General features: G+C 69.2%; 20 protein-coding genes and 2 pseudogenes. 12 read left to right on the top strand and 10 right to left on the bottom strand.

Annotated features, from left to right (window positions below):
• Positions 1–110 precede the first annotated feature (110 nt).
• The 6 genes from ACFYXM_RS30695 to ACFYXM_RS30670 all read left to right on the top strand — a co-directional run bounded on the left by ACFYXM_RS30695 (position 111) and on the right by ACFYXM_RS30670 (position 4324).
• Positions 111–488 (top strand): hydrogenase maturation protease, encoded by a 378-nt coding sequence (locus ACFYXM_RS30695; RefSeq protein WP_389294255.1) that lies wholly within the window; start codon positions 111–113, stop codon positions 486–488.
• 623 nt (positions 489–1111) lie between these two features.
• Positions 1112–1300, top strand: a complete 189-nt coding sequence (locus tag ACFYXM_RS30690) for a hypothetical protein (RefSeq protein WP_389294253.1) — start codon at positions 1112–1114, stop codon at positions 1298–1300.
• 65 nt (positions 1301–1365) lie between these two features.
• Positions 1366–1977 (top strand): cytochrome b N-terminal domain-containing protein, encoded by a 612-nt coding sequence (locus tag ACFYXM_RS30685; RefSeq protein ID WP_389294251.1) that lies wholly within the window; start codon positions 1366–1368, stop codon positions 1975–1977.
• Positions 1974–2936: a hypothetical protein gene (locus ACFYXM_RS30680; RefSeq protein ID WP_389294249.1), complete on the top strand. Its 963-nt coding sequence runs from the start codon at positions 1974–1976 to the stop codon at positions 2934–2936. The genes ACFYXM_RS30685 and ACFYXM_RS30680 overlap by 4 nt, the downstream gene beginning before the upstream one ends.
• A gap of 524 nt (positions 2937–3460) precedes the next feature.
• Positions 3461–3739, top strand: coding sequence for an SHOCT domain-containing protein (locus tag ACFYXM_RS30675; RefSeq protein WP_389294247.1), 279 nt, complete (start codon positions 3461–3463; stop codon positions 3737–3739).
• 243 nt (positions 3740–3982) lie between these two features.
• Entirely contained in the window at positions 3983–4324 is a 342-nt protein-coding gene (locus tag ACFYXM_RS30670; RefSeq protein ID WP_389294245.1) for a sulfocyanin-like copper-binding protein, read from the top strand.
• An 81-nt stretch (positions 4325–4405) separates the two neighbouring features.
• Here ACFYXM_RS30670 and ACFYXM_RS30665 read toward each other — a convergent pair whose 3' ends face one another.
• Entirely contained in the window at positions 4406–5041 is a 636-nt protein-coding gene (locus ACFYXM_RS30665) for a molybdopterin-dependent oxidoreductase (protein ID WP_389294243.1), read from the bottom strand.
• Positions 5042–5064: 23 nt separating this feature from the next.
• On the opposite strand from ACFYXM_RS30665, the pseudogene ppk2 reads away from it, so the two are divergent.
• Positions 5065–5885 (top strand): annotated as a pseudogene (gene ppk2 / locus ACFYXM_RS30660) (polyphosphate kinase 2).
• 701 nt (positions 5886–6586) lie between these two features.
• On the top strand, positions 6587–7045 hold the full coding sequence (locus ACFYXM_RS30655) for a universal stress protein (RefSeq protein ID WP_389294241.1): 459 nt from the start codon (positions 6587–6589) through the stop codon (positions 7043–7045).
• A gap of 599 nt (positions 7046–7644) precedes the next feature.
• On the opposite strand, the gene ACFYXM_RS30650 is transcribed toward ACFYXM_RS30655, so the two are convergent.
• Positions 7645–7926, bottom strand: coding sequence for a hypothetical protein (locus ACFYXM_RS30650; RefSeq protein ID WP_389294239.1), 282 nt, complete (start codon positions 7924–7926; stop codon positions 7645–7647).
• A gap of 661 nt (positions 7927–8587) precedes the next feature.
• Here ACFYXM_RS30650 and ACFYXM_RS30645 point away from each other — a divergent pair.
• Together ACFYXM_RS30645 and ACFYXM_RS30640 are read left to right on the top strand one after the other, a co-directional pair.
• Positions 8588–10903: a heavy metal translocating P-type ATPase gene (locus ACFYXM_RS30645; protein ID WP_389294238.1), complete on the top strand. Its 2316-nt coding sequence runs from the start codon at positions 8588–8590 to the stop codon at positions 10901–10903.
• Positions 10904–11026: 123 nt separating this feature from the next.
• Positions 11027–11902 (top strand): universal stress protein, encoded by an 876-nt coding sequence (locus ACFYXM_RS30640; protein ID WP_389294236.1) that lies wholly within the window; start codon positions 11027–11029, stop codon positions 11900–11902.
• 275 nt (positions 11903–12177) lie between these two features.
• On the opposite strand, the gene ACFYXM_RS30635 is transcribed toward ACFYXM_RS30640, so the two are convergent.
• The 3 genes and pseudogenes from ACFYXM_RS30635 to ACFYXM_RS30625 all read right to left on the bottom strand — a co-directional run bounded on the left by ACFYXM_RS30635 (position 12178) and on the right by ACFYXM_RS30625 (position 16824).
• Positions 12178–13149, bottom strand: a complete 972-nt coding sequence (locus tag ACFYXM_RS30635) for a ferritin family protein (RefSeq protein ID WP_389294234.1) — start codon at positions 13147–13149, stop codon at positions 12178–12180.
• 546 nt (positions 13150–13695) lie between these two features.
• Positions 13696–13936 (bottom strand): annotated as a pseudogene (locus ACFYXM_RS30630) (alpha/beta hydrolase); the annotation flags it as partial.
• Between the two features lie 464 nt (positions 13937–14400).
• Entirely contained in the window at positions 14401–16824 is a 2424-nt protein-coding gene (locus tag ACFYXM_RS30625) for a DUF4118 domain-containing protein (protein WP_389294232.1), read from the bottom strand.
• A 361-nt stretch (positions 16825–17185) separates the two neighbouring features.
• Here ACFYXM_RS30625 and ACFYXM_RS30620 point away from each other — a divergent pair, with 361 nt between their 5' ends.
• Positions 17186–17437: a hypothetical protein gene (locus ACFYXM_RS30620; RefSeq protein WP_351635664.1), complete on the top strand. Its 252-nt coding sequence runs from the start codon at positions 17186–17188 to the stop codon at positions 17435–17437.
• A gap of 25 nt (positions 17438–17462) precedes the next feature.
• Positions 17463–18134 carry a CBS domain-containing protein gene (locus ACFYXM_RS30615; protein WP_389294229.1) on the top strand — a complete coding sequence of 224 codons (672 nt, stop codon included), beginning with the start codon at positions 17463–17465 and terminating at the stop codon, positions 18132–18134.
• Positions 18135–18523: 389 nt separating this feature from the next.
• On the opposite strand, the gene ACFYXM_RS30610 is transcribed toward ACFYXM_RS30615, so the two are convergent.
• The 5 genes from ACFYXM_RS30610 to ACFYXM_RS30590 all read right to left on the bottom strand — a co-directional run bounded on the left by ACFYXM_RS30610 (position 18524) and on the right by ACFYXM_RS30590 (position 24105).
• Positions 18524–19441: a pyridoxamine 5'-phosphate oxidase family protein gene (locus ACFYXM_RS30610; protein ID WP_389294227.1), complete on the bottom strand. Its 918-nt coding sequence runs from the start codon at positions 19439–19441 to the stop codon at positions 18524–18526.
• A 318-nt stretch (positions 19442–19759) separates the two neighbouring features.
• Positions 19760–20203, bottom strand: a complete 444-nt coding sequence (locus ACFYXM_RS30605; protein ID WP_351635677.1) for a CBS domain-containing protein — start codon at positions 20201–20203, stop codon at positions 19760–19762.
• A 140-nt stretch (positions 20204–20343) separates the two neighbouring features.
• Positions 20344–22230 (bottom strand): ATP-dependent zinc metalloprotease FtsH, encoded by a 1887-nt coding sequence (gene ftsH, locus ACFYXM_RS30600; protein ID WP_389294225.1) that lies wholly within the window; start codon positions 22228–22230, stop codon positions 20344–20346.
• A gap of 250 nt (positions 22231–22480) precedes the next feature.
• Complete coding sequence (locus tag ACFYXM_RS30595) at positions 22481–23155, bottom strand: CBS domain-containing protein (RefSeq protein WP_351636129.1); 675 nt, start codon at positions 23153–23155, stop codon at positions 22481–22483.
• 473 nt (positions 23156–23628) lie between these two features.
• Positions 23629–24105 (bottom strand): Hsp20/alpha crystallin family protein, encoded by a 477-nt coding sequence (locus ACFYXM_RS30590; RefSeq protein ID WP_389294223.1) that lies wholly within the window; start codon positions 24103–24105, stop codon positions 23629–23631.
• Positions 24106–24211: the final 106 nt, after the last annotated feature.

Below are 24211 nucleotides of genomic sequence, written 5' to 3'. Positions count from 1 at the left end.
ACGGGATCTCGCGCCCGAGGATCACACCACGGCGCTGGCGCTCCTGGACGAACGGCGTGTGAACCTGGCCCAGGCCCGGGTGCGCACGGTCAACCTGAGGTTCCCCCGAGATGCGGGGTCTGATGTGCGACGGCGACCCCGCCCGACTGATCAACCTGTGGGAAGCCGCCGACCTCGCCATCGTGGTGGACGCCGCATACGCGCACCCCAGGCATCCCGGTCGGTTCCATCGCCTGAATCTGGATGGTGGGCAGCTGTCGCAGACAGGCAGTGCGACGAGTTCCCACGGACTCGGGCTCGGCGACGCCGTCGAACTCGCCCGTGAACTGGACCGCCTGCCCGGGCAACTGGTCGTCTACGCCATCGAGGGAGCCAACAGCAGCCTGGGCGTCGGCCTGTCAGCGCCCGTCGCAGCCATCGTGGAACCGCTCACCGATCGGATCGCGAAAGAAATCGCGCAGCACGTGGGTTCTGCCAGCAGCCGATAGGCGCGAACTGGCACGACGACGGCGGGACAATGGGCACGCGCGGCCACGGCCAGGCTGACCGGGTCGGGCAGTGGTCCGGTGAGCCCGCCACGGCCTCGCTCCCCGGTGATCAGCGCCTCGGCATTTCGCCCCTCGTGCAAAAACCCCCGCGTCCGCGGGCGTCACCTCGACCGAGACGTCGACGTCCAGATGACGGCGGCGGCGAAACTCTCGACGGCGTTGTCGCGCCGATCGGCACCCGGTACGCGGCGCCAGGGCGGACGCGTGAAAGCTGACGTGCAGCCGACCTGGCTCCCGTACGCGGGGCGGAGAATCTTTGATCGCCGTCCGCCTCACTTCGGCAGGTCGGCCGGAATCCTGTCGGCCTGAGATTCACAGCCATGACTTGTGCCTACGGAGGCATGGCTCGGTCAGCCTCCTGCAGTGCGTGCACCCTGCGGGCCACCGCACCAGGACGTACCTTCCCTCCGGCGCCGCCCCGAGTCGGAGGTCGGCCTCACCACCCGACCGAGACCGCGAACGGGCGAACCTGTGCGTCGGATGGCGGGCCGAAGCAGGCGTGGACTCGATCCTGCTGGTAGTCCTCGGTAGGTAGGCGCCATACCGGGAAAGGGGTGGCCACGATGGAAGTCGGACCGATGCACCCAGAACATGTGCTGAATGCGCCCGCGGATCTGAGTGGCACCGGGTACTACGTCCACTGGGGCGTACTGCAGATCTCGGCGGCAAACCTTGTGGTCATCGCCCTGATGCTGATCGTTTTCGCGCTGGCGCTGCTGCTGCCCTTCCCCCGCGGTCGGCAGCGGCGATGAGCGGCGCCGCAGGGGGGCGGACCCGTGGCCCGGATGACAACTCGGCAGGAGGGTGGACCGGCGCTGTGCAGCGGCGCGCCCTGCGCGCATTGCCCCCGGACAAGCTGCTGCCCACCACCCAGCCGGAGTACGTGGCCTCCTGGATCTACGTGTTCGGCGTCCTCACCCTGTCCAGTCTGGTGGTCGTCATCACCACCGGATGCGTCCTGGCGCTCTTTGGCCCCGCGTGGTGGCACGTATCAGGCGTCGGCAGGTACATCAACAGCCTGCACTTGTGGAGCGTCGAACTGTTCATGTTCGTCATGGTCGTCCACCTGTGGGGGAAGTTCTTCATGGCCGCCTGGCGCGGACGGCGGGCACTGACCTGGATCACCGGGGCGGTCGTCTTCATCGCCTCGATCGGCGCCGCCTTCACCGGCTATCTGGTGCAGCAGAATTTCGACTCCCAGTGGATCGCGGGCCAAGCCAAGGACGGCCTGAACTCGGTGGGCATCGGCGCCTGGTTCAACGTGCTGGACTTCGGTCAGATGTTCATGTGGCACATCGTGCTGCTGCCTATAGCGGTGGCCATCCTCGCGGTGTGGCACATGCTGCTTGTGCGGCTGCGTGGCGTGGTGCCACCCATCGGGACCGCTACTCCCGAGCCTGTCCCGGACCGATCGCGAGAGCCCGCATGAGCGCACCAAAGGCACGCCACGAGCCGGTGCCCGACCCCGGTGCCTTCCCTCAGCGGCCGTACGACCTGGTCAAGGAATTCACCATCGCGCTGGTGGCGACCACACTGCTGACGGTCGGACTCGCGGCGGTCTTCTCCTCACCCGACGAGAAACCGATCACCCTGGCCCGCTGGGCGAGGGCCGCCCCCAACGACTTCACCGCCACCGCCGTCGCCGAACTGGGCAGCACCAGTGGCACCGCCCAGTACGGCCCCCCGTACACCACCACCCCGGGTACCGGACAGAAGATCGGACCGGTGAACCTCCAACGCGCCGCCGGGGTTACCACACCGATCGACACCGCACGCGACTTCGTACTCCGCCCGCTCACCGCCGCACCGGAACCTGCTGCCGTACCCTCCGGGCTGGCCGCTTGGCGAACCGCCCCCGCCCGCCGTCAACAGCAATGGGCCGCCGCCTACACCAACGCGCTCGGCAAGGCCCCCGGAGGCGCCCCGGCCCTGGTCCCGCCCGGCGACTACGGCCCCGTTCCCGTCCTGACCTCCCGGCTGCTGGAGCTCGCAAAGACGGGGGCACTCGACGGCCAACTACTGGCTGTCGGACACTTCTACGAGACGGACTACACCAAACCGCTGCTCTTCCTGGGCGACGGCTCCTACCTCGAAGACCAGGCCCGCGCCCAACACCTGGCCGGCGACCAGTGGGGGATGATGAACGAGACCGGCAACTATCCCGGTCAGCCCTGGTTGTGGCTGTACACGTTCTGGTACCAGATCGAACCGTTCAGCAGCTCAGGCAACGCCGACGCCCTGGTCTGGGGCCTGATGGCTCTGCTCACCCTCGCGTTCGTCCTGGTGCCGTTCATTCCAGGCGTCCGGTCGATCCCGCGATGGACTGGGATCTACCGCCTCGTCTGGCGCGACTACTACCGCTCACGCCGGACGACACGGCAGCACTGACGGTACGGGCACCCGTATCACCCCGGACTCGCCGATCACGATGTACTCGACGGCGGCCTGCTTACCCATGACTTGCGAGGGCCTTGCCGTGCAAGGCGGCATCCAGGTTCGCGCGGTCCGGGCCGAGCGGACCTTGGGCAGGTCCGCAAGTCACCTGGACGGGACTGATGTCGGGCGGGGCCGGGATGTTGCCCCTCCCGGTGCTCACCGCGTTCAGGGTCTACCGGAACGCGGCGGCGTAGCTCGCCTCGTCCGGCGGTGGTGCGCCGCTGCTTCAAGCCCTCCCCGGAGGCGATCGCGGAGCTCACCAGCCCGCTCGCACCCGGCGACCGCATGCGCTGCGGCGCCGCTCGGGGGATGGGCGGCGGTACGGCGACCGCACGCGGCGATCGATCTTCAGGCCGCGGGCATGAGCCCCTGGGGCCGTTCGGCCCAGCACCGCGGAAGCCATGCCCCCGATTTCCCTCGAAGGCGTTCCTCACCCACGCTGGAATTGAGGGAACCAGCCAAAGGAAGTGATCGGCATGATGTGGTACGACGGCGGCTGGGGCTGGGGCGGCTGGTTCGTCATGACCGTGGTCATGGTGCTGTTCTTCGCATTGCTCATCGCTGGCATCGTTGCCCCTATCCACTACCTGACCAGCGCCCACCGTGGCCACCAGCCCGGCTCGCCTCCTCCCTCCGGCGAGCATGGGTGGGGAGGCAGGCGGGCAGAGGACCTGCTCTCCGAGCGGTTCGCCCGCGGGGAAATCGACGAGGACGAATACAAACATCGCCTCGCGCTGCTGCGGGAACAGCGATGAACACGGACCGCCAACGCCGGATGTGGCTGGTCCTGGGTGGTGCCGCCGCGGCGCTGCTGCTGGGCATTGCCACGACGGCGCTGTGGGCCACGACCGGCGCCTTCCGCAGTCCACCCCTCGCCATCTGGCGCGCCGAGCGCCGCGCGGTGCACAGCGCCCCCGCTGCCCGGTCAGGTGGTGCAGGTGACCTTGGCCGATTTGGGCCACCCCAGCGGTCCAAGCCCCGGCTGGAGCAGAATGCGCATGATGCGCCTGATCGCTCACCCCACCACCGTCACGGCCGGAACAGTGTCGCTGCGCGCGGTCAACGCCGGATACCTCACGCACGAGGTGATGGTGCTGCCGCTGTCCGCGGCCCAGGCCCCAGGACAGCGGCCTACCGGTCCGGACAGGCGCATCGATGAGACAGGCAACCTCGGCGAGGCGTCACGCAGCTGCGGCGCGGGCGCGGGAGACGGCATCGCCCCGGGAACGACCGGATGGATCACGCTGACGCTGCGGCCCGGCCGCTACGAACTGGTCTGCAACATCCCCGGCCACTACCTGGCCGGCATGTACACCGAACTCGACGTCACCGGCCGCTAGTGCCGCTCCCGGCAACGTTTGCCCCGTCGCGCCGCCCAGCACGCACGCTCGCGGCGTTGGCCAAAAGCCCACGTAGCCCCGCTACGAGGGCTTCCGGCCGCCTTGCGATCGCCCGCACCGGACGACGCTCCTTACGGGGCAAACCTTGCCGGTCACGGCACTAGCTAGGGCCAGCCGGCAGAAGACCTGGCCCGGTGCGGTCGTTTCACCGACCCGGGCGACAAGCCGGGCTCTGCCGCGCCGGCTCTCCGCACATGGGAGAACCCGCCAAACACGGGGCGACCAGTCCGCACTCGTCCAAGGTGGCGGCCGGAGTCGGGCAGCCCAAGTCGGCACCCATAGCCGGGGCCACGGCATGTACCGCTTCGAAGTCGCTACGGGCCTCTTCCGGCGGCGCAACGGCCGGGCGCACCCGCTGGAACGGCGGTCGAAATTGACGAAGGCGCCCTCCTTCTCCAGCCAGGACGCGACCGGCAGCACGACATCGGCTCTCCGGGCCGTCTCGGACGCGAGATGCCGACTGGCCTGAGCGGCGAAGCACGCGGTCGCCGAACAGACCCGGACAGGCCGACGGCCGTGCGCGGCGGCGAGGTCCACGTAGTAGCCGGCCGGTCCGAGCGTGGCGGTAGCGGGCAGGCCGAGACGAGCGGCGACCCCCGGAGCCCACCGGGTCCGCGCAGCGAAGCCCGTTCGGCGCTGACGCTTGACTTCGCGCATGGTCTTCTCCGTAACGTCGTCCCATGTCGGACGGGAAAGGCTCGGGCGAGCCCGGAAAGCTGCCGCGCTCGCTGTACGAGCGGGAGCTGTACCGGCTCCAGACCGAGCTCGTGAAGCTTCAGAAGTGGGTACGCGCCGAAGGCGCGCGGCTCGTCGTGGTGTTCGAGGGACGTGACGCGGCGGGCAAGGGGAGCACGATCAAGCGCGTCACCGAACATCTCAATCCTCGAGTGGCACGCATCGTCGCTCTGCCGCGACCCACCGAGGGCGAGCGCGGCCAGTCGTATTTCCAGCGCTACGCCGAGCATCTTCCAGCCGCAGGGGAAGTGGTCCTGCTCGACCGGAGCTGGTACAACCGCGCGGGCGTCGAGCGCGTCATGGGTTTTTGCACCATGGAGGAATACCAACGGTTCCTCCGCCAGTGCCCGATCTTCGAGCGGATGCTGGTGGAGGACGGCATTCTGTTGCGCAAATACTGGTTCTCCGTGAGTGACGCGGTGCAGGAGGAGCGGTTCCGACGCCGACTGCACGATCCCACCCGCCGGTGGAAGCTCTCGCCGATGGACCTGGAATCGATCGCCGATGGGAGGCCTACTCGCGGGCGAAGGACGAGATGTTCGTCCATACTGACATCTCGGATGCTCCCTGGTACGTCGTCGAGAGCGACGACAAGCGCCGGGCCCGGCTGAACATGATCGCCCATCTTCTGTCGACCGTGCCGTACGAGGCAGTCGCTCCGCCGGTGATCGAATTGCCTCGGCGGCCTCCGGCCACCGGGTACCAACGGCCGCCGAGGGACCTTCAGGCGTACGTCCCCGACCACGCATCGCAACTCAGGAAGTGAGGCGAGGGGTCTCACACCACAAGGCCCCCAGAGGTACGACGGCCACCGGACAATCGGCGTGGTGGAGAGTCGGAGTCCGCCGGCGGAACGACACCTCGGCTGGGGCCTGTGCCTGCCTGCCCGCCCCGGGTCGGGCAGGCAGGCACGGGCGCGTTCCGACTGCACGTTCCTCAGGTGAGTGGTCCGCCCCGGCGCCTCCAGCGGACAGCTGCGCGCACGACGGGACCGCCGGCGGCCCACAGGACAGTTCGCTCACGGCTCATCTCGTCGGGCGGTGTGGCGCCGCACGGTGGCCGACATGGACGGCGCGGACGATAACGTCGAGCATGGCGAGGGCTTCGTTGTCGCCCCCTTCAGGGCGCCACGTCGGCTGTGGTGGCTCGGCTCCGTCGCCCTGTCCCCGTACCAGCAGCTGTGAAGCACAGATCCCGATCGGCTGCGCCTGCAAGATCAGCTCTGCCCAGCGGCCTCGGACTTGGTGCACGGGCGAGATGGCCCGGGGGCTGTGATGAGGCCGGGACTGCAACTACTGGCAGACCGCGGCCTGTCGACGGCCGCCTTGCAGGTCGGGCCGTCGTTCCGGGGACAGGCGGTAGGAGAAGGCTGGCGATGATATGCACGCCCCGTCGGTCGGAGTGGCGGACTGCTGCTGGTCAAGGAAGGGTGGAAGCGGAACCGCTCGGAAGCAGGCAGGTGGACGAATGAGTAACAACGCAACGTCCGCTCCACGGATCGTGGTGGGCATCGACGGCTCCGAGCCGTCGAAAGCAGCACTGCGGTGGGCGGCCGACCAGGCTGAGCTGATCGATGGTGTGGTCGACGCGATCATCGCCTGGGAGTTCCCGACGAGTTGGTACGGTCTGGCACCGCCCGCGAACACAAAGCCGGCCGACTACCAGGAGCAGGCGCGCAAGCTCCTCAACCGGGTGATCGACGAGGTCCTCGAGCCGGAACAACCGGTCGAGATCCGTCCCCGCTCTGCCCAAGGACACCCAGCTGCCGTCTTGCTGGATGCCTCCGCTGGGGCACAGCTGCTCGTCGTGGGCAACCGAGGTTACGGCGGATTCGCCGAGGCACTGCTCGGCTCGGTCAGCCAGCACTGCGTCCAGCACGCCTCGTGTCCCGTCGTCGTACGCAGTCCCCGTCACCACGAGAAATGAACTCGCCTGCCGCGATCGGACGTTGACGCCGCGGCCCGTCCCCCGCGAGACGCTTCGGTTCACCAACAGCGCGGAATCGTGCGTCCGGCGGCCATGAGCCGGCATCCCACAGCTGCTGGGGCACGGGCCGGAGCTGACGGCAAGGTGGATAGCCCACTGACTCTGACCGGAGTTCGTTCCGTCGTCGCCAGCCCGAAACAGGACGGACGCATTGCGGCGGCCGGGGCACTCGCTGCTCGCCCTGTCCTTTTCTGCCTCGCATACAAAGCGAACCACCGCCGAACGGCACCAAGATCCGGACCATTCCCGGACCACCTCACCCACGAGGAACGCCAGATCCAACGTTTCCACTGGTCAGCGACATGTATGACGTGTACCACCAGCAGACGAAGAATCTTCTGGTGTCGTACTCGCCGAAGGAGCTGGGCTTCTTCTAGACGCATACGAAAAGGCGCCTGACCTGGGGTTTCACCCGTCAGGCGTCTTTCGCTCAGCCCGCTCTCGACCGAGCCCGGCTTGCGTGCTAACTCCCATTTCCTCCCACTGCTGCACCCCTCCCGACCAGTGCTTCCGGACCAGTCACGGACCAATCCCCCGGTTCAGCCCTCGGGTGCGTCACCTTGGCTGACGCGCTGCCACTCGTTGACCGCGCGGGGGAAGCCACGCGATGTGGTGTGGATGAGGGTGACGGCGTCGTCGATGAAGAGCGGGTCGCTGCGGCCGGCGAGGCCGAGGTGGTGCTTGATGTAGCTGGCGGTCTCGGTGGAGGTCATGCCGGGCATGGTGTAGCGCAGGGCGGTCCGCTGTTCGAAAGCGGCCAGGACGGCGAGTTTCATGGTCCGCCGTCCCGCAATGGGGCTCCCGGCCTCCGGGATCGGCATGACTGCTCCCCCCTGTTGAACGTATGGCCCGGGGGGTGGTGTCACCGGTCCCGGAGGCACAGGACGGCTGGGAGCTCGTGGAACAGCTCCCGGGCAGACTTCGCACCGACGATCATGACCTGGACGCTGGGAACGCCCGCGTGCCCTCCATCGTGCGCTGCGGCGCATCCCGACAGTCCTGGCGTCCGGCTGGTCCGCGGCGGCCGGACGGGTCCCCGGGGCCCGGTGTCCGGGACGCCTCCGGCACGGGGACGGCGGCAGGGACGACGATTCAGGGGACGAGGAGTTTCTGGTCACCGCGTCACACGGCGGAGGCCGTCGGAGCAGCGGGTCATAGGGCAGCTCAGGAGCGCCGAACGTCAGCGCAACGAGGACGTGCCCCGGGCGGCCACGCACCGCTGCCGTGGAAGAGATCCGGCCGTGGAAGCCAGTGCCGTCCCGGCCTCGCCATGCTGCCGAGCCGCCACACCCACGTCACGGAGAGCTCTTCCGGTTTGGGTGAAGCCGGTGCTCAAGCCTCTCATCGGTGGTCTGGCGCTTCCGGGCCCGGTGACAGCCCCCGGACGTGGCCATGTCTCACGCACCGCATCGGACCGGATGGCCCCGGCATCGAGGTGTGATGAACCGGGTTCGGGCCGAGGATGGACGGCATGGGGTGCTCATGAAGCATTTCTCCGCAACGAGGTCGGCAGCCGTCGTTTCCGCGCGACTGGAGTCGGCTCTTTTCGGCGTCACGGCAGCTGCGCTGGCAGCTGGCGGCGTGGCCTGGATCACCGGTGCGGGCAGCCTCGCGGACCTGTTCTGGGGTCTGGGGACCGTGTTCGCCGTCGTCCCGGCGGTGGGGTGGGTCGTGGCTGCGTTGCGGCGGGGGCATGCGGGCGTGGACCTGATCGCCGTTCTGGCCCTCGGCGGCACCCTGGCCGTGCGCGAGTACCTGGCCGGCGCGCTGATCGCCCTGATGCTGGCCACCGGCCGCACTCTCGAAGCCGCCGCTCAACGGCACGCCTCCCATGATGTGCGGGCCCTTCTGGAACGTGCGCCGCGCACGGCCCGGCGCCTCACCGACGCCGGGGTGCGCACGGTGCCGCTCGCCGAGGTGGAAGCCGGTGACCTGCTCGTGGTGGGCCCGGGGGAAGCAGTACCCGTCGACGGCCGGGTGGAGAGCGCCGTCGCCGTGTTGGACGAGTCGGTGCTCACCGGGGAGCCGCTGCAGGTCGAGCGGGCGAACGGCGAAGAGGTGCGCAGCGGTGTGGTCAACGCGGGCGGCGCCTTCGACCTGCGGGCCACTGCCACCGAGCAGGACAGTACCTATGCCGGGATTGTGACGCTGGCGCGGCAGGCCGACGCGGAATCCGCTCCCGTGGTCCGCCTGGCGGACCGGTACGCGGCGTGGTTCCTTCCCTTGTCGCTCGCGGTGGCGGGCCTGGCCTGGCTCCTGAGCGGTTCCCCGGTACGGGCGGTCGCGGTCCTGGTGGTCGCCACGCCGTGCCCGCTGCTGCTGGCCGCGCCGGTGGCGATTGTCTCCGGGCTGTCCCGCGCGTCCCGTCTCGGCGTGGTGATTCGTGACGGCGGCGCGCTGGAGAACCTCGGCCGAGCCCGCACTCTGCTGCTGGACAAGACCGGCACGCTTACCGGCGGCCGTCCTTGCGTCCTCGACGTCGCCGCCGCACCAGGGTGGAAACCGGCGCAGGTGCTGCGCGTGGCGGCGTCGGTCGACCAGTACTCGCCGCACGTGCTGGCCCGCGCCATCGTCGACGGGGCTCGGGAACGGGGGCTGGATCTGTCGGTGCCGTCGAACGTCACCGAGGAGCCTGGCCGGGGAGCCGCAGGCATCGTGGACGGGCACCGGGTGTCCGTCGGCCGGATCGGCGCCTCGGACGCCATGTCGTCCTGGGCCCGGGCGGCGGACAACCGTGCGCTGCTCGACGGCGCAGCCGTCGCCTGGCTGACCGTCGATGGGCATCTGGCGGGCGCGGTCCTTCTGCGTGACCCGATCCGCACGGACGCCCCCAGAACCCTGCGCCACCTGCGCACGGCGGGGATCGAGCGGATCATGATGCTCACGGGTGACCGCGCCGAACCCGCCCATGAGGTGGCTGCGGTCCTCGGCCTCGACGGTGTTCGGGCCGAACTCGCCCCCGCGGACAAGGTCGCTGCGGTTCGCGTCGAGCGTGACCGCGCCGTCACCGTCATGGTCGGTGACGGCGTCAACGACGCCCCCGCCCTCGCCGCGGCGGATGTAGGGGTGGCCATGGGGGCCCATGGTTCCACCGCCTCCTCAGAAGCCGCCGACATCGTCCTGACCACAGACCGCGTGGACCGCCTCGCCGATGCGGTGGCCATCGCCAAACGCGCCCGGCACATCGCGGTGCAGAGCGCGCTGGGCGGCATGCTGATGTCGCTGGCGGCCATGGCCGCCGCTGCTGTTGGTCTCCTCCCGCCCGCCGCCGGCGCCCTGCTCCAGGAGGGCATCGACGTCGCAGTCATCCTCAACGCCCTGCGGGCGCTGCGCGTCGACCGCGAGATACGTCCGGCGCTCACTCCCACCGCCGAAGCGCTCATCCGCCGCTTCGCCGCCGAACACGACGATCTGCAGGACGTCCTCGAAGCGGTACGCGCCGCCGCAGACCGGCTCTCCGACACCCCGGGCCCCGAGGCCATGGAAGCCGTCGAGGAAACCCACCGGCTGCTGACCCAACGGCTCCTGCCCCACGAGCACGCCGAGGAGCACCAGCTCTACCCCGCGCTCGCCCCCACGCTCGGCGGCCCCGAGGCCACCGCCACCATGAGCCGCGCCCATACCGAGATCGAACGCCTCTCCCGCCGCATCGCCACCCATCTGCACCTGGCCCACGCCCGCGGCGGCCTGGACACCGACCAACTCGACGACCTGCGTTCTTGTCTCTACGGACTGCACACCGTTTTGCACCTGCATTTCTCCCAGGAAGAAGAGAACTACTTCTCCCTGGCCCCATGAGGCCCGTTGATCACCCCTGACGCCACCTGTCACACCCTGCGACCTGGCGCAGGGTGTGACAGCCTTGCGGAAAGGGCAGCTCACGCACCGTCGTTCGGCTTCTCGCGGAACGGAGGCAGTCTCATGGAGCCAGTCGTCACCGTCGGCCTCGACGGATCGCCCGAGAGCCTGGCCGCCGCCCTCTGGGCCGCCGACGAAGCCGGACGGCGCAGGCTCACGCTGCGCCTGCTCCATGCCTGGCCTCTGCTGGTGCCGGAACCTACCCGTATTCCCGCTGAGATAGACCAGAACTACTGGGCGAGGCGGATCTTGCGCAACGCACGGGCGGAGATCCAGGCACATCACCCGGGCCTCTCCGTCGTCGGCAGCCTGGTCGCCGACGACGCCGAGAGCGCGCTCGTGCGAGCGGCAGCAGAGTCCGAGATGACCGTGCTCGGTTCGCGAGGGCTGCTGCCCGTCGAGAGCTACTTCCTCGGGGACATCAGCCTGTCCGTCGTGGCACGGGCCGAGCGTCCGGTGGTCCTGGTACGGGCTGAAACGAGCGAAGAAGGTCGGCGGCCCGCGCGAACCCTACGACGCGATGTGGTGGTGGGGCTGAAGCTGCATGGTCCCTGCGACGACCTGCTCGAGTTCGCTTTCAAGACCGCCGCGGCGCGTGGTGTGACTCTCCGAGTCGTCCACGGCCGGAGTCTGCCCGTGGACGCATACGCGCCCTGGGGTGTGGATCACGACGTGACGGAGGGAATCGCCAGGGACGCACAGAAGCTCCTCAGCCAGACTCTCCGCCCCTGGCGTGGCAGATTCCCACTGGTGGAGGTGACCGACAGCGCCGTACTCGTCAGCCCGGCCAAGGCTGTGGTACGGGCAGCCGACGGTGCTGACCTGCTGGTCGTCGGCCGACGGCGGCGCCGCGCCGCCCTGGCGCCACGTCTCGGCGCCGTGGTCCAGGCCGCCGTTCATCATGCGCGCTGCCCTGTCGCAGTCGTTCCCCATGAATGACACGAGGAGCGTACGGCACCAACGCCCTTGATTGACACACCAGGCTGGCCATGGGGTCCCTCGGGCTTGTTCGTGTGAGCACGCCGATCGCCGCCGATCGGGACGGGCCCCTGACCGGAACCGCTCACGGGGCAAACGAGGATGCACTGCTTACCGATGCCGTCCTTTCCGGTGACCGGCTGACGTGGAAACAGGCCGTCACCCGCCCCCATGCCCCGTTGACCGGCCGGATGTTCTTGCCGTGCTTCCGGCCGGTCCCGCGGCTCATCGAGGAGTCAGTGCAGCTGGTTGAGTGCCTGCTGGAAGGCCGCTGCGTGCCTGGCCTCATCGGCGGCGGTGTCGCGGAAGTAGCCGGCGGCGGCGGTGTCGCCGATGGATGCGGCCCGCTTGGCGAACCCCGGGTACAGACCGGTCGCTTCGTTGCGCTCCCCGGTGATGGCCTTGCGCAGGTTCGTCTTCGTGGTGCGGACCAGCCCGGCCAGGGCCGCCTCGCTGGCGAAGTGCTCGTGCAGCTCGACCCCGGCGGTGCCCTCGAACAGGCGGGCCAGCGCCGGGTTTCCGGTCTGCCGCGCGCGGGTCGCGAAGAGCATGTACTTGGCGTGGGCGAGTGCCTCACCGTGCATCGCGGTGTCGAGGTTGGCCATGGTGCGGGCGGCCTTCACCTTCGGCAGCCCAGCCGGTACCGGCACTGTGTCGGCTTTCGGCGGCGCAGGGATGGAGCCGCGGCCGGTGGTCACGACCGTGAGCGCGGCGCGGTAGGCATCACGGTGCCGGCCTTCGTCCGCGGCGATCTCGGTGAACAGTTTGGCGGCCTCCGGGTCGCCGTCCTTGCGTGCCTGGTCGGCGAAGCCGCGGTACATGACCTGGTGCTCGTAGGTCTCGCCGTTGATGGCTTGGCGCAAGTTTGCGGCGTCCGATCCGATGGTGCCGGTCAGGGTGGCAGCCTCGCGCAGGTGCTCGTTCAGCTCGGTGTGCGCTGTACTGCGGAAGAGCTTGCCGACAGCCGGGCGGGCCTGGCGGTCGGCTTCGGCGGCGAAGAGGCTGTAGGAGACGTAGGCGAACGCCTCACCCTTCATGCCGGTGGTCAGGTCGGAGAGGGTCTGCGGACGCAGCGCCCGGGCGGCGGAGGTGTGCGCGGCCTGGCGCTGATCGGTCGGTGTCGTGAGGGCCATAGCCGTGGCCGTCTGGCACGCGGCGGTCAGCGTGCACAGGCCGACCACCAGAGCGCGTATGGGGTGGCGGAACATGACGTCCTCCTTCCGGGGCGCGCCCTTCTGGGTGCGGCGCCCCTCCTCATGTCACCCGCACATGCACGCTCCCTGCCCCTTCACGTCACCCTTTCGAGTGACTACACTCAGTCATGGTCAGGCTTTTGATCAAGGCTGAGTGCTTCGCCACCCGCTCGTGTGTGAAATCGCCGAAACAAGCCCAAAAGAGGTCACGGGATGATCTTGAAGCCTTGAGCATCCGGCCCGTCACTCGTTCGGCGCAACGTCGTTGGTTATGACGTCGGGTTGTCCTCTTGGCCGGGCGGGATTGCGACCTCGATCGAACGGACCACGTACCCGCGGTTCAAGCGGCTGATCACCGTGCATGAGATGCATCTGCGGGAGACAAGACCGCACGGACCCAACTTCGTGATCACGCGCGAAGAACTCGTGCGGCTGTTGCCGCGTCACGGGCTGCCGCCGCCCACAGCCTCGTCGTCCTCGGCCTCAGCGCGCGAGCGCATCCGCGGTGACGCGGGCGAAGGCGTCCGCATTGTCCAGCATGATGTTGTGTCCGCAGTCCGGGATCGGCGCCACGGTCAGTGCTTCAGCGAGGGCATCCGCGTGCGCCTCCAGGGTGTAGTGGAAGCCCATCGGGCAGTCGCTGATGCCGTGACCGAGCAAGTCGATCAGCAAGGAACGACGGCCGGCCAGCAGAGGATGGACCGCAATCTCCGCGAAGTAGGCAGGCGACGTGTGATTCCCGCCCCGGCAACTCGATCCAGCGGATCCGGTCACCCTCGGTCGTCACGACAGCGTTACGCACAGCATTGCTCCCTTCAACTGTGATCGCCAGAGAAACGACCGCAGTTGCCGCGCTCTCCGCCTCTCCATCCCTCTCATGCAACCCGTGGCACGAGCATCGGAGAAGCTCACCCGTTTCCGCTCACAACTTCACTATCTCGACGATCCCCCTTGAAGGCGCATGACTAAGGGCTGTCCCGTAATCCCTGGCGGGCGCGCGACGACGGCTGCGGCACCTCGCCACGTTGTCGGAACGTCCGCATACATCCGGTATGCGGACGCCCCTCCGCCTTGCGATTCACCACATCCGACGCCGCACGCTGATCCACCATGGATTACGGGACAGCCCTTACCGAGCGGCGACCACCCTCGACTTGCCGCTCCGCCTGTGGGCCGTTCCAGGAAACCAGCCAATTCGTACTGATCAGCGCGGCGAGGGAGGCTACCCTCGGGCTCGGGCTGTGCCCGGGGTGAGGTCGGGTGAGGTCAGGCGTGTGTAGAGGCGGCAGGAAGAGTGAGCGTCACTGAGAGCAACCACCCATCGTCGTACGTGGGTTCGAGCGTGCCGCCCATCGCCTCGGTGAGGTCCTGGGAGAGTCGCAGCGTGAGGCTGTCGGCGCGCGGGGTGCCGTCGGGGCCGCTGGTGAGGCGGATACGAAGCCTGCCGTCGAAGGCTTCGGCGGTCAGTGTCGGGGGCTGCCCGGCTGGGCTGTGGCATAGGGCGTCGGCCGCGAGGGCTGTCAGGACCCGGGTGAGCTGGGCGCCATCGGCGATCACGTCGGGCTCCTGCTCCGGTAGTCGGACCTGGATGGTGCGGCCACCGGGGCCCAGGTCGTCCAGCACCGCGGTCAGCACCTCGTCCAGGCCGACGGGGCGCAGGTAGAGGTCGAGGGCCCCGCCCTGGAGCCGGTCGAGGTCGGCGAGGTCGGTGACGACCTGGGCAGCGCGCTGGACCGCCGCCCAAGCCGCATCCGTGTCCTGGCGGGCGAGGGCTTGTTCCGCCTCGCGCAGCCGTTCCCGCAGGTCGCGATCAGCTGCTCGGATGAGGGAGGCGCGGGTGCGTTCGGCGGCGGTGAAGGTGTCCGTCTCGGCGGCATGCCGGGCGAGCTTGCCGTGCAGGTAGGCCATGCCGAGTTGGGCCGCGCACACGCTCAGGACCCGCTGGTCCTCGGTGGCCAGGACGCCACGGGCCGCCAGCGTGAGGGTGTCGCCGACCGGGCTTTCGACGTCGGCTGCGTACGGCTGCTCCGGCGGGTGCGTACCGGTGCTGGCGACCACGTACCAGCGTGGTGCCGGTGTTGCCTCGGGAGCACGTTCGAGCAGGCTGACGGCGGTCAGCCCGAAGCTCTCCCGTACCTGTTCGACAAGGCTGGGCAGGTCCTGGCTGTGCATCATGGCGGTCGCCAGCCGGCTCAGCACTCGCGCCTCCCATGTTGCGTGTACGGCCTGCCGGGTGCGCCGGGCGGCTGCGTCCGCGGCCCCTCCCACCACGGTGGCGGCGATGACGAAGCCCGCCAGCGCGAGGATGTCGCCGCCGTGCTCGACCCGCAGCGAGTGGACGGGTGCGGTGAAGTAGTAGTCGGCGAGCAGCGCCGCCGCGAGGGCTGCGCCCAATGCGGGAACCAGCCCGCCGGCCAGGGCGATGCCCACGGTGGCGAGCAGGTAGACCACCAGCACCCCGGACAGGGTGAGCCGTGGGGCGGGCGCGGTCAGGAGCAGGGTCAGCGCCGGCAGGAACAGTGCGGCACCCACCGTCGCCGACCAGAAGCGGCGTGGCCCGGTGCCATGGCCGGGGCGTGGCCGCCGCGTCGTGAGGGCGGAGCTGGCGGCCGCCTCGTGGGTGACCACATGGACGTCGATGGGGCCCGAGCCGAGGATCGTGCGATGTCCCACCCCGGCGTCCAGCAGCAGTGACAGTCGGCCACGGCGGCTGGCGCCGAGCACGATCTGGGTGACGTTCTCGGCCCGGGCGAACTGCAGCAGTGCCTCGACCACCGACTCGCCCGTCGTCTGGTGGTAGGTGCCGCCCAGGGACTCCACCAGGGTGCGCTGGGCTGCGAGGGCCGTCGGATCGGCGTGGGTGAGCCCGTCGGTCGGTACGACGTGGAGCGCCAGCAGTTCGCTGCCCGGAGTACGCGCGGCGATCCGGGCAGCGCGGCGGATCAGTGTCTCGCCTTCCGGACCGCCGGTCAGCCCCACCATGATCCGCTCACGGGTCTCCCAGGGGATGGCGATGCCGTGCTCCGCGCGGTAGCGCTGCAGTCCCTCCTCCACCCGGTCGGCGAGCCACAACAGCGCCAGCTCGCGCAGCGCGATGAGATTACCCACCCGGAAGTAGTGGGTGAGAGCCGCCTCGATCCGATCCGGCGGGTAGATGTCGCCGTGCGCCAAGCGGCGGCGCAGCACCTCCGGCGGCAGATCGACCAGCTCGATCTGATCGGCTCGGCGGGCCACTTCGTCTGGCAGCGTCTCGCGCTGGAGCACCCCCGTGATCTGCCGGACGACATCGTTCAGGGACTCCAGGTGCTGGACGTTGAGTGTGGTGATGACATCGATCCCCGCCCCCAGCAGCTCCTCCACGTCCTGCCACCGCTTGGCGTTGCGAGTTCCCCTGCCGGGGATATTGGTGTGGGCGAGCTCGTCCACCAGCGCGACCTGCGGGCGGCGGGCCAACACCGCGTCGAGGTCCATCTCGGTGAACGCCGCTCCTCGGTGGGATACCGCGCGCCGCGGCACCGTCTCCAGACCCTCGGCCACGGCAGCGGTCGGCCGCCGACCGTGCGGCTCGATGAAACCCGCGACCACGTCGGCTCCGGCGGCACGCAGACGCTGGCCCTCTTCGAGCATGGTGTACGTCTTCCCCACACCCGGGGCTGCCCCCAGGTAGATCTGCAGCCGTCCACGCGCCATCCCCGGGCTCCCGTCGGCTCGTCGCACCGATCGCCGCGCACCTCCCTCCATGGTGTACCCGGAGGGACGGAGCGCAGCGAGGCACCACCTGCCCAGGTGACGGCGCAACAGCCCATACGGTGCGGTCTCCCGTTCTGGCCGGGGAGCGGAACCCGGTCCGGCACGTCTGTGGCGTCGCGGCAGCTGGTGTCATGCCCCGGTCTGCTCAGGGCGCAGAATCGGCACCCGGATCACCGCTGCCTGTTGTTCTGGCGGCGATGCACACCGCATCCGAGACGCGCTCCGGCCGCGCCTCGGATGCGGGTCGGGGCGACCGGCATAAAGATGGAGTACAGGCTCAGGACGTCCAGGAGGCGACGCGATGCCGGGGAGGGCGTCCACGGATGGCGACCCCGAGAAGACGACCACCGGGGAACGCGCCCAGGAAAGAGCGTTCCCAGCGGAGAACCGTTCGGCGACCGCGGGCACGGACATCAAGCTGGTGCCGGAGGCGATGGAGGACTACCAGATCCATCGGCTGCCCATCGTGGACGAGGAAGAGTGGCTGGTCGACATCACCAGCGAAGCCGAACCGGCATGTGTCCCCCACAGGGAGGGCGCCAACGGGGCTTGAGTACACCCGGGAAGGGAGCGGTGACATGCGGCATCACATGGTCGAAGATGTCATGACCACAGCCGTTGTGAGTGCGCGGCCGGATGCAGGCTTCAAGGACATCGCCCGGCACCTCGCGGAGCATGACATCACGGCGATGCCGGTCGTCGACGACCAAGGCCGCCCGATCGGCGTGGTGTCGGAGGCGGACCTGCTACGCAAACAGGAGAGCCAGGCGGATCCGGGCGGACACTTGACCATCGCCTACCTGCAGCCCGCGGAACGCGCCAAGGCGCAGGCACTGACCGCCGAGGGGGTGATGACCAGCCCAGCCGTCACGGCGCGACTGCGGTGGTCGGTCGTAGAGGCGGCCCGTGCCATGGCTCGCCACCACGTCAAGCGGCTGCCTGTGGTGGACGACGCCGACAGGCTGGTGGGCATCGTGAGCCGTGGTGACCTGCTGCGTGTCTTCCTGCGGCGCGACCCGGCGATCCGCGAGGAGATCGCGACGGATGTCCTGACCCGGACCCTCGGCGTGGCTCCCGGCGCGGTCACCGTCCAGGTCACCGACAGACGGGTGACGCTCAGCGGCACCATGCCGCAGAGCAGCCTCATCCCCATCGCCGTACGCCTGTGCCAGAGCGTCGACGGTGTCGTCGACGTCACCCACCACCTCCGCGCGGAGCCTGACACCGCAGTCGGCACACCGCCGCAGTGACCGGTCTTACGACCTGGGGAGCAATAGGGGGTGGATCAGCGAGCGGCGTCATGCGGCTTCGAATCCAAGGCGGAGGAGGGAGGCGACGCGGCGCGTCGGTGACCGACGACAACGCGGGAGGCGGAGTCGCAGGGCGCCGGGAGCGTCCCGCGCTGACCTGATCCGAGCGGGTCGCTGTGTCAGCGCCTTTACACGGCGGTGGGGCGAACGTCCACTGCCGTCGCCACCCGATGTCGGCCATCAGCCGAACCCGCGGGCCCAGCCGTCTCCAGCCTGGCACCGCATCGTGGCCACTCATCCGCCGGAGACGTCCTTTGGGACCCACGGGCCGGTTGACACGGGTTCGTGGCCGTGGGTGTGCGCCTGAGCAAACTGCAGCCTGCGGTCACTCACTGGTCTGCCGGCCCGATGCGGCGGCCGGTGAGGCGCGTGGGCTGGATGCATATCCACATCCCGCGCTCGCCCCCGGCCCACGGCTCGGTATGGGCTCGATCGGCCAGCCGCCGCATGGCGCCGGGCTCCGAAACGACGCGGGCCGGGCCGACGACGAGCACGCTCCAGCCCTGGCTCATGGCCTCGTCGATGTGGTCGACTTCGAAGGCGACGTTCGTTCCCACGGCTGCGGCGGGGGCTGAGCCAGGAGCGGTACGGAAGACGACAGCGTCGTCGACGACCTCGTAATTCACCGGGATGATCGCCGGGCCGTCCGGGGTGGACACCGCGACGCGCCCCACGCCGTGAGTGGAGAGGCGGACGCGGCACTCGTCACGGCTGAGAGCCTGCAGTCGGGGGTGGAGGAGCGCCTGCCCCTGGCCGGGCGGTGCCTCGATGCCGACTCCGCGCAGCGACGCGACGGTCGTGCCCAGGGCGTCGGCCAGCCTGATGAGCGTCGCCAGGCTCGGATCGGCTGGCCGTTCTTCAAGGTAGGCGAGGTATTCGCGCGCCATGCCGGCCCGGTCGGCGATTTCCTCGCGGGACAGTCCTTGCCGTGTACGTTCGGCGACCACGCGTCGGCCGATGTCACCAGGACTGGCGGTGCCGTCGGGCGGGGGCGCGGCGGATATGGCACTGGCTTCGTCCACACCAGGCCGGGAAGGCGCCTGGCGTCCGCCGGGCGCATGCGCGAGGTGACGGACGTGCGCGTCGGGCCCGGGGAACACGAGCGTCACCTCGCCCGTTTCCGACCAGCGCACGTCGTAGGGAGGTGTTCCGTCCTCATGGTGGAGTCCGATGATCTCGCCGTCGCGCCTGACAGCACCGGTTGCCGGGCTTTCGATCACGAGTTGGTCGCCGAGGTGAGCTTGCATGGTCCCTACCGCCTCCTGCCGATGCCGTTGTAGCCAACGTGCCACGCGTAGCGTGCCGCCGCATCGGATGCCACGCGGGATCTGCGGCCATACGGACGTGTAGGCGCAGACGCTCGCGCACCGAGCGTCCCTCACGATCGCGCACCTCGGCCGACACAGGCACCATCCTGTCCCGGGGCCGCCGCTCGGACCGGTGCCCCAGACCGCTATCCCGCACACACGCCGCCCCGTCGCCGTCGTCCCGCACGGTCGAGCCCGGTCACCTGCGGATGGCCCGTTTCGTGCTCCGCCTCAGAAGGAGACTCGGTACGAGTGCGCCTACGTGATGTCAGGGCCGGCCCCTTGTCCTGGTGGGCCGGGAGGCTCTTCCAGGACGCTCCAGGCGATGGGGCCGCCGAGCAGGTCGGCCATCCGGCGGAAGACATCCATGAGCATGTCGTCGACGGTCAGGACCCCGATGACCTGCCGTTCGTCAAGGACAGGCAGGCGGCGCACACCGCACCGGCGGAAGATCCGGTACGCCTCCTGCGCCCCGTCGTTCACATCCACCGTGATCACCGGGCTCGACATCGCACCACTCACAGGAGACTCGGGGTTCAGACCGCCGACCAGGACGCGCAGAGCGAGGTCGCGGTCGGTGACGATCCCGGCGGGGTACCCGCTCTCCGTCATCACCACGGCACCGACGCCGTACTCGTCCATCAACCTGCCCACATTCCGCAGAGACGTTGCAGGAGCGGCGGTCACCGCCGGCGAGCTCATCAGTTCGGAGACCTTCATCGCTGTGCTCTTCTCTCTTCGTCCAACCGTCTCGGCGTCACCTCGCCCGCTCCTGCCGGAGGCTCGATGCGCCCGTATGGTCCGCCGGGTCGAGCGGGCAGGACGCCGTCCGCCTAGCTGCGTTACTGGCGCAGGACGTCGAGGACGACGGAACCGTCGACGGTCTCGTGGGTGACCAGTTCTCCGGCCAGGCGTTCCAGGGCGGGCCGGTGGCCGCGCAGCAGCGTGAGCGCGCGCTCTTCGGCCTGGCGCAGCAGCCGGGCGACCTCCTGGTCAACGATGCGTTGGGTCTGCTCCGAATACGCTGGCCTGCCGGGCTCCTCGGCGGTCTCATCAAGGAAATGCTGGTGGGACGAGGCGTAGCCGATCGGGCCGAGTTCAGGAGAGAGGCCGAACTCGCGGACCATGCGGGTGGCGATCTGAGTGGCTCCGGCCAGGTCGTTGGCGGCTCCCGTCGATCCCTCACCGAAGACCACGAGCTCGGCCGCACGCCCGCCCAGGCGCACCGCCAGAAGGTCGTTCAGGTAGCTCTCGCTGTACAAGCGGCGTTCTGCTTCCGGGAGTTGTTCGGTGACGCCGAGGGAGACGCCGGCCGGCAGAATGGTGACCTTCGCCACCGGATCGGCGTGTCTACACAACGCCGCGACCAGGGCGTGGCCCGATTCGTGTACGGCCACCGAGCGACGTTCCTCGGGCAGCAGCGCGTTCGAGGACTCCCGGCGTCCGAGCAGGACGCGATCGCGAGCGGCGTCCAGGTCGTGCGGCTCGATCCGGGTTCGGTCGTCCCGTACGGCATTGATGGCGCCCTCGTTGACCAGGTTGGCGAGATCCGCCCCGGAGAATCCGGGTGTGGCACGGGCGACGACGTCCAGGTCGATGTCCGGAGCCAGGTTCTTGTCGCGGGTGTGTACGGAGAGAATTGCGGCCCGTTCGGCCTGGTTGGGCAGCGGTACGGCGACCTGCCGGTCGAATCGTCCGGGGCGCAGCAGGGCCGGATCGAGGGCGTCGGGCCGGTTGGTGGCGGCGAGGACGACGATGCCGCTGGACTGGTCGAAGCCGTCCATCTCGGACAGCAGCTGGTTGAGAGTCTGCTCGCGCTCGTCATTGCCGCCCAGCCGTGTTCCACCGCCGCGGCGCGATCCGAGCGCGTCGATCTCGTCGATGAAGATGATCGACGGAGCACGTTTGCGGGCATCGCCGAACAGGTCGCGTACTCGGGATGCGCCGACGCCGACGAACATCTCCACGAACGCGGAGCCCGTCACCGACAGGAACGGTACGTCGGCCTCGCCGGCGACGGCCCGGGCGAAGAGTGTCTTGCCCGTACCGGGCGGCCCCACCATGATCACGCCACGGGGTCCCTTGGCGCCTGCGGCGGTGTACCGGGCGGGATTGCGCAGGAAGTCGACGACCTCGCTGATCTCCTGCTTGACCCCGTCATAGCCGGCGATGTCGTTGAAACCGGTGGTCGGCCGTTCCGCCTCGATGATCTTCGCGCGAGAGCGTCCGATGGCGCTCAGCCCGCCGGTCACCGACCCCGCGGCCCGGCGCCCCATCCACACGAAGAAGCCGATCAACAGCAGGAACGGCAGGAATGCGAAGAGCACGGACAACCACGCCGAGCCGCCACTGCTGCTCTGACTGGCTTTGATCTGCACGTGGTGTGAGGTCAGCTGTTTCTGGAGCTGGGCGCCGGTGTCCAGCGCGGTGGGGATTTGCGTGGTGAATTTCGTTCCGTTTTTCAGGGTGCCGCTGATCGCGCCTCTGTCGTTGACGTCGACCGTCTGCACCTGGCTGGTGCCGACCTTGCCGATGAAGTTGCTGTAGGAGAGTGAGGTCGGATGTGGCCCGGAGCGGGCGCGAGCGAGCAACAGGACGATGATGAGCGTCATCAGGATCCACCAGAAGAGCCACCGTCCGCCGACCGGCTGCGGTTGCCGGGGCGGGGGCGTGGGCGGCTCGCGCGGCGGCCCGGGTTTGGCGGGCGGCGTCAGGTGCCTGTGCGGCATCCGCACTCGTGTGATCACTGATCCCACGCCCTTCCGTCGGCATGAACCCCGCGGACGGCCCTGAGGGGGGCGTCCGGGCAGAGTCCGCCCGGGCTCACGGCCGCCAGTCGGCGACCAGGCACCGATCGACAGACGTGCACGCGTCTCGCAGTCACATCAACACAGCGCGCTGCCGCGAGAGCGGGCACCCTCTCGACGACTTCCTTCAGCCGATTTCCCAGCGAGGCGGTCGGCGCGCGGCACGGTCATCTCATATGCCCTTGTGCGGCCTTCTGGCGTCGTCGGTCCGATAGGCGATGTGCTCGTGCACGGACACCACGCCGTCAACGCTCTGGCACAGCCGTTCGATGATCGGAATCAGGCTCTTGAGCTCGACGCTTCCGCTGAGAGCCACCTCTCCCTGCCTGACCTCGGCCGTTACTGCCGACGGAGCGAGCCCCATTGTTTCTTGCAGTACGTCCCGGTGGATCTCTTCCTGGATGGCCTCGTCCCGGCGGAGGAAGATCCGCAGGAGGTCGCTGCGGCTGACGATGCCCAGCAGTTTGTCGGTCTGGTCCACGACGGGCAGGCGTTTCACGTTCTGTGCCTCCATGAGGCGGGCTGCCTCGACCACGGTCCATTCCGGACGCGCGCACACGGCGGGGGCCGACATCAGCTCCTCCGCCCTGGCCCCCTCCGCCTTGGCCCTTTCCCACGCCTCCAGATGCGGGACCGGGACCAGGCCGGACGGGTCGGCCCGGTCGGCGGACTTGCGCAGCAGATCGGCCTCGGACACCACGCCGATGGGCCGGTCCTGATCGTCCACCACGGGCACCGCGGTGACATCATTCGCTGCCAGCAGCCTGGCGATCTCCTTGAACGGCAGATCGTGCCGCGCCCGGACGACATCGTGGGTCATGAGCTCTGCAACCGTGCGATGACGCATCTGACTTTCCCTTCCGGGCGTCTTGAACGCTGAGGCGGCGCCGCCTCAGCGGAAGCAGGAGACGGAATGACACAGGGGCCCTGACGCCGAAATGATCCCTCAGCACGTCGGCGCGGCGGTCCTTCAGCTGGTTCACCGCGCGACTGACGTCGGACAGCGACAGGGCTCTGACCAGTCTGCCCTGCTTCCAGGCCGAGACGCGGCGCTCGGCGCCGGGCTCCATGCGAAAAAGAACCGCACTCGATTGCTCCCGGTACTCGATCCCGCGTTCCGCGCCCGCAGCAGGTCCCGCGACGAGAACCGCGCACCGCACCAGCGGTTCGCTCGGGGCCCGAGCCGATTGCCGCCCCGGCCTTTTGCGGCTACTCGGCCCCGTGGCACCCGGTCGGTACCTCGTCACTGCGCCGTCATATGCCCTTGGCCCGCGGCACAGGGCGGCGCTCGGTCAGCGGGTCGAGAGCCGGTCCGCCTGGTCAGGTGCCGGTGATCTCGATGTGCCGGGGCTTGACGGTCTGCGCCTTGGGCACGGTGACGGTCAGCACGCCGTCGCCGAGGCCGGCGCTGACGTCGTCCGGCCTGACGTCGGACGGCAGGTGTGCACGGTACTCGAAGTGCCCGGTCCGCCGGGTGCTGCGCCGCAGTACCCCTTCCCGCTCACGCTCCTTGAGGTCTCCGGTGATACGCAGTTCCCGGCCGCTGATCTCGATGTCGATGTCGTCCCGCTTGATGCCCGGGAGTTCTGCCTCGATGACGTAGGCGTCATCGGTGTCCCGTATGTCCGCCGCGGGGGACCATGTGAGCCCGGCCGGTGCGGAGGCGGCGGAGCCCAGCAACTGGTTCATCCGCTCGAACAATTCGTCGAACTCTGCGGCGACCGGCTCGTTCCATCCCAGACCGGGAAAAGACCTTTCGAGCAGACCGCCGGGCCGATGTCGTGCAGGCAGTGTCATCGCGGTTCGCCTCCGCGGAGCAGGGTTTTCAGGTCACTATCCATGGTGCGCGTCGCGCCGGAATCAGGCGACCGCTTCCCTGGGGGCTGCCCTGCCGGGTGGACGC

The sequence above is a fragment of the Streptomyces sp. NPDC002476 genome (assembly GCF_042889785.1).
Lineage (GTDB): Bacteria > Actinomycetota > Actinomycetes > Streptomycetales > Streptomycetaceae > Streptomyces.
The sequence above is the reverse complement of the archived record's forward strand: the minus strand, read 5'-3'. Positions and strand labels throughout refer to the sequence as shown.